Origin of the sequence: Parashewanella hymeniacidonis (assembly GCF_016900895.1) — a bacterium.
Taxonomy (GTDB): Bacteria; Pseudomonadota; Gammaproteobacteria; order Enterobacterales; family Shewanellaceae; genus Parashewanella; species Parashewanella hymeniacidonis.
Genome location: NZ_JAFEUN010000195.1, coordinates 1 through 4,102, shown reverse-complemented (window position 1 = coordinate 4,102; position 4,102 = coordinate 1). Strand labels below are relative to the sequence as shown.

Below are 4,102 nucleotides of genomic sequence, written 5' to 3'. Positions count from 1 at the left end.
GATACCATCAAGGCTACAAGACAGATTTCTTGATAAATAAGCCGAATATATGACAGCAATGAACCCTGTTTTTTCAAAAACTAATGCCTTGTAAATAGGGGAGAGTCCATATATGGGTATATAATAAGAAAGCAAAAGGAACCGATCACGGTGGAATTAAAATCTTTGTTGCAGAAAATCATGATTTTGGAGATAAATCCGCAATAGCTAATTGCATCCCGAAATAGCAAAAAGCCGCTCGATTGAGCGGCTTTTCTAAATGATGGCGGAGGAGCAGGGATTTGAACCCTGGAACGGGATAAACCGTTGCCGGTTTTCAAGACCGGTGCATTCGACCACTCTGCCACCCCTCCGAACGCCGATAAAGATACTGATTTCCTTGATTGTTGTAAAGCGCTATATCAAAAAACTTTGTTTAACTGAGCATTCTTCAAACAAAATCATTCAAAGTTGGTAATCCTTTAACCACTGCGTTGATTATTCAAACAAAAGTTACTATTGTTTATATCGTTGAAAATAATTCATAGCAGGGAATTGCGCTAATGTTATCTGAATCTACCCTCAGCCTTATTGATCTTGTTGCTAAACTTGGCAGTTTTACTGCTGCAGCTAATCATCTAAATAAAGTACCATCCGCAGTCAGTTATTCAATAAAGCAAGCTGAGGATGATTTAGGAACCAAGTTATTCATTAGACATCATCGTAGCGTTACTTTAACGCCAGCGGGTGAACATTTTATTAGTCACGCCAGAAAACTGCTAAAACAAATTCAAGACGTTAAATCGTCTACTCAACGTATTGCCAATAATTGGCAACCAACACTTTCTATTACTTTTGATACTCTAATTAGAGCTGATAAAATCAGCGTATTAATTGCGGATTTTTACAAAGAGTTCGATGATGTCGAGCTTGCGGTCCGAATGGGAGTATTCAATGGTGTTTGGGAAAGTTTAACTTCAGGTGAAAGTGATTTAGCTATAGGTTCTACTGCAGCCATTCCTAATGGTGGGTATTATAAGTTTAGAGATATGGGAGAGGTTAAGTGGACCTTCTGTGTAAGTGCAAAACACCCTCTTGCAGCCATCGATAGACCATTGACGAATGAATCATTAGCAGAGTTCCCTGTCGTATGCGTTGAAGATACCGCTAAAGACACACCTAAAAGAGATTTATGGCGCTTACCTAACCAAAGGCGCATTATTGTTCCAGATTGGATCAGAGCGATTAATTGTGTTGGCACAGGTTTAGGCATTGGCTTTTTCCCTAGACATCTCGTGGAAATGTTTATCCAAGCTGGCCGTTTAAAAGAAAAAAGTCTGGAGCAGCCACTTCTTTCGGAGGCTTGTTGCATTGCTTGGCGTAATGATAAACCCTCTGATGCGTTGCAATGGTTACTGGATTATCTTGGAGAAACAGAGCAACTGCATAAACAATGGCTATCATGAGCAATATGAATCTATGAAGTAACATAAAAAATTAATCATTTATAGAATAAATGTGAGCTAAAATGTTAAAGTAACGACCAATTATGAACTAATTAGACACTTTCCAGTCTAAGTTGATAAACCGTTTCGTTATCAGAAGGAAAATGAAATGAATCAAAACACGATTTATTCGAATGACGCTAGCACGCTAGTTGTTAATAAAATGATTCGCAACACTTATATGTTGCTTTCAATGACGTTGGCTTTCTCAGCTGTCTGTGCCGCAATTGCAACCATGATCGGTATCGGTCGCTGGGCTTCCATCGGCATGTCGATTGGTGCATTTGTGTTACTTTTCGTCACGCTAAAGAAGGCTGAAGGTGCTTCTGGTATCTTCTGGGTATTCGCATTTACTGGTCTTCAAGGTGCATCTTTAGGCTACATTCTTAACCACTATTTACAGTTTGCTAATGGTCCATCATTGATCATGCAAGCATTAGGCTTAACCTCTATCATTTTCGTATCACTGTCTGGTTATGCATTGACGACTAAGAAAGACTTCTCGTTCATGAGAGGCTTTTTAATTGCTGGTTTAGTGGTCATGATTGGTGTAATGCTGATCAACATCTTCGTCGGTAGCGGAATGCTATTCATGGCAATGAACGCTGGTATCGCATTATTAATGACAGGCTTCATCTTATATGACACAAGCCGAATCGTGAATGGTGGTGAAACCAACTACATTCGTGCGACCGTTTCATTGTATTTAGACTTCATCAACTTGTTCATCAGTCTTTTGAACCTGTTAGGTTTAGCCAACGACGACTAAATTTTATAGGTTGTTATCGCAACCCTATAAACTAAAAGCTATAATGGCCCGATTACTCGGGTCATTTTTGTTTATATTGTGAAATTCCTAATTCAGGTTACCTGCCCTGCCTACGGTTCAAGTACCGCTTTTCGTGCGCTCAAATTTACCGAGACCGTTTTAAAAGCAGGTCACTGCGTATCAAAAATTTTCTTTTATCAAGATGGCGTTAGCCATGCTAATGAGCTTATTTGTCCAGCATCTGATGAATTTAATGTAAACAAAAGCTGGCAAGTATTAGCTCGTAAATATGACATTGAACTGATTTGTTGTGTATCCGCTGCACTTCGACGTGGTGTTGTCGCAGAAATTGAGGCGCAAGAAGAAGGTTTAACCCAATACAATGTTTCTGAGCCTTTTGTTATGGCAGGTATTGGTGAGTTGGTGACAGGTCTTGAGAAAGCCGACAAAGTGGTGACCTTTTGATGAAGCAATTAACCATTATTTTCAGAAGCAGCCCAGCATACAATTGCAAAGGCCGTGAAGCGTTAGATTTAGCGATGCTCAGCGCCAGCTTTGATCAACACGTAAAACTTATCTTTCTTGATGAAGGTGTATTTAATCTACTTAAGGGTCAATCTCCTGAATTGTTGGGTGGCAAGGATTATCTGTCTACTTTAAAAGCGTTACCGCTTTATGATATCGACGATGTTTATGTTTGTGAACATTCGTTGAGCGTAAACTTGCTGGAAAAAAATGAGCTATTCATTGATTGCATATTAGTGACCCAGCAACGTATCCGCACACTCATTAATGAAGCTGATGAGGTTTTAATATTCTAATGAACTTACATCTTATTCAAACCTCGCTAGTACGAGATAACGCCCTAGCCCTTTGCCTAGAGTATAAATCGGATGATGACACCATCGTACTCGCTGGAGAGGCTATAACAGGCTTATTAAAGCAAGATTATGAGCATGTATTGAAAGAGCATTCCATCAAAGTGTTATTGGAGGATGCTGAGTCACTGAACCTATCATCCAAAATTCAGCATTTTGAAAAAATCAGCTACGAGCAATTTGTAGAGTTAACAGTTACACATAAAAAGGTTATTACTTGGTGAGCAGGATTATTTACAACGACCAGCAGATTGAGACAGATAAACAAGGTTATTTGTTAGATTTCAAATTATGGAATAAAGACATCGCCCAGCTGATTGCAGAGGCTGATAAGGTTGAGTTAACCGACGCCCATTGGGAAGTCATCAATTTTGTCCGCGAGTTTTATTTAGAGTATAAAACCAGCCCTGCGATTCGCGCTTTGGTTAAAGCAATTAAACTTTCTATGGGTGAAGAGAAAGGCAATTCGAAGTATCTTTATAAGTTGTTTCCTGAAGGGCCAGCTAAGCAGGCCACTAAGATTGCGGGTTTGCCGAAACCAGCTCGATGTATTTAGTTTCTTATCGTTGAAACTTTTATCCTCTTGAGATTAAAACTTCTTCGAAGTTTATAACGTCGTGGGTTTTCAACTCTTCAGTTTCATCAGAGATTAGGTCACACTCGCGAAAGCGGGTGTCCAGCGCCTTTTTGATACGCTGCATCATTGGTTTGTGTAAGAGCAAAACTTCTTCGAAGTTTATAAAGTCGTGGTATTGCATTCCACACCGCCAAAAGGGGAAAACTCCAGCATTTTCCCCTTTTTAATCCCCTATGCCGCCCCACAAAGTTAAACGTTATTCCTCTTACAGCTGACATTTCGCACAGAGATCTCCTAACATTCAACAATAATTACTCACAGGAAACCTAGGTAGAAAGATCACAACACATATAGCGAATAGATCACAAAATAATAGCGAATAGATCACAGACGA

Annotated in this window: 6 protein-coding genes and 1 tRNA gene; 6 read left to right on the top strand and 1 reads right to left on the bottom strand. The window is 39.5% G+C overall.

Going from position 1 to position 4,102, the window contains the following annotated elements; translation table 11 throughout:
* Nucleotides 1–263: 263 nt before the first annotated feature.
* Nucleotides 264–353 (bottom strand) — tRNA-Ser (locus JQC92_RS21315).
* A 189-nt stretch (nt 354–542) separates the two neighbouring features.
* Here JQC92_RS21315 and punR point away from each other — a divergent pair.
* From punR to JQC92_RS21285, 6 genes are all read left to right on the top strand, one after another.
* Nucleotides 543–1,445, top strand: coding sequence for a DNA-binding transcriptional activator PunR (punR, locus tag JQC92_RS21310; RefSeq protein WP_205001542.1), 903 nt, complete (start codon nt 543–545; stop codon nt 1,443–1,445).
* Between the two features lie 148 nt (nt 1,446–1,593).
* Nucleotides 1,594–2,253 carry a Bax inhibitor-1/YccA family protein gene (locus tag JQC92_RS21305; RefSeq protein ID WP_205001541.1) on the top strand — a complete coding sequence of 220 codons (660 nt, stop codon included), beginning with the start codon at nt 1,594–1,596 and terminating at the stop codon, nt 2,251–2,253.
* Nucleotides 2,254–2,328: 75 nt separating this feature from the next.
* A complete protein-coding gene (gene tusD, locus JQC92_RS21300; RefSeq protein ID WP_205001543.1) occupies nt 2,329–2,718 on the top strand; it encodes a sulfurtransferase complex subunit TusD in 390 nt (129 codons plus the stop codon).
* Entirely contained in the window at nt 2,718–3,074 is a 357-nt protein-coding gene (gene tusC / locus JQC92_RS21295) for a sulfurtransferase complex subunit TusC (RefSeq protein ID WP_205001540.1), read from the top strand. Before tusD ends, tusC begins: the two co-directional genes overlap by 1 nt.
* Nucleotides 3,074–3,355: a sulfurtransferase complex subunit TusB gene (tusB, locus tag JQC92_RS21290; RefSeq protein WP_205001539.1), complete on the top strand. Its 282-nt coding sequence runs from the start codon at nt 3,074–3,076 to the stop codon at nt 3,353–3,355. The genes tusC and tusB overlap by 1 nt, the downstream gene beginning before the upstream one ends.
* A 5-nt stretch (nt 3,356–3,360) precedes the next feature.
* Nucleotides 3,361–3,687 carry a TusE/DsrC/DsvC family sulfur relay protein gene (locus JQC92_RS21285; RefSeq protein WP_420851338.1) on the top strand — a complete coding sequence of 109 codons (327 nt, stop codon included), beginning with the start codon at nt 3,361–3,363 and terminating at the stop codon, nt 3,685–3,687.
* Nucleotides 3,688–4,102: the final 415 nt, after the last annotated feature.

Coding starts and splice junctions, on each gene's coding strand:
- punR (WP_205001542.1), top strand. CDS start 543: ATGTTATCTGAATCTACCCTCAGCCTTATTGATCTTGTTGCTAAACTT.
- JQC92_RS21305 (WP_205001541.1), top strand. CDS start 1,594: ATGAATCAAAACACGATTTATTCGAATGACGCTAGCACGCTAGTTGTT.
- tusC (WP_205001540.1), top strand. CDS start 2,718: ATGAAGCAATTAACCATTATTTTCAGAAGCAGCCCAGCATACAATTGC.
- tusB (WP_205001539.1), top strand. CDS start 3,074: ATGAACTTACATCTTATTCAAACCTCGCTAGTACGAGATAACGCCCTA.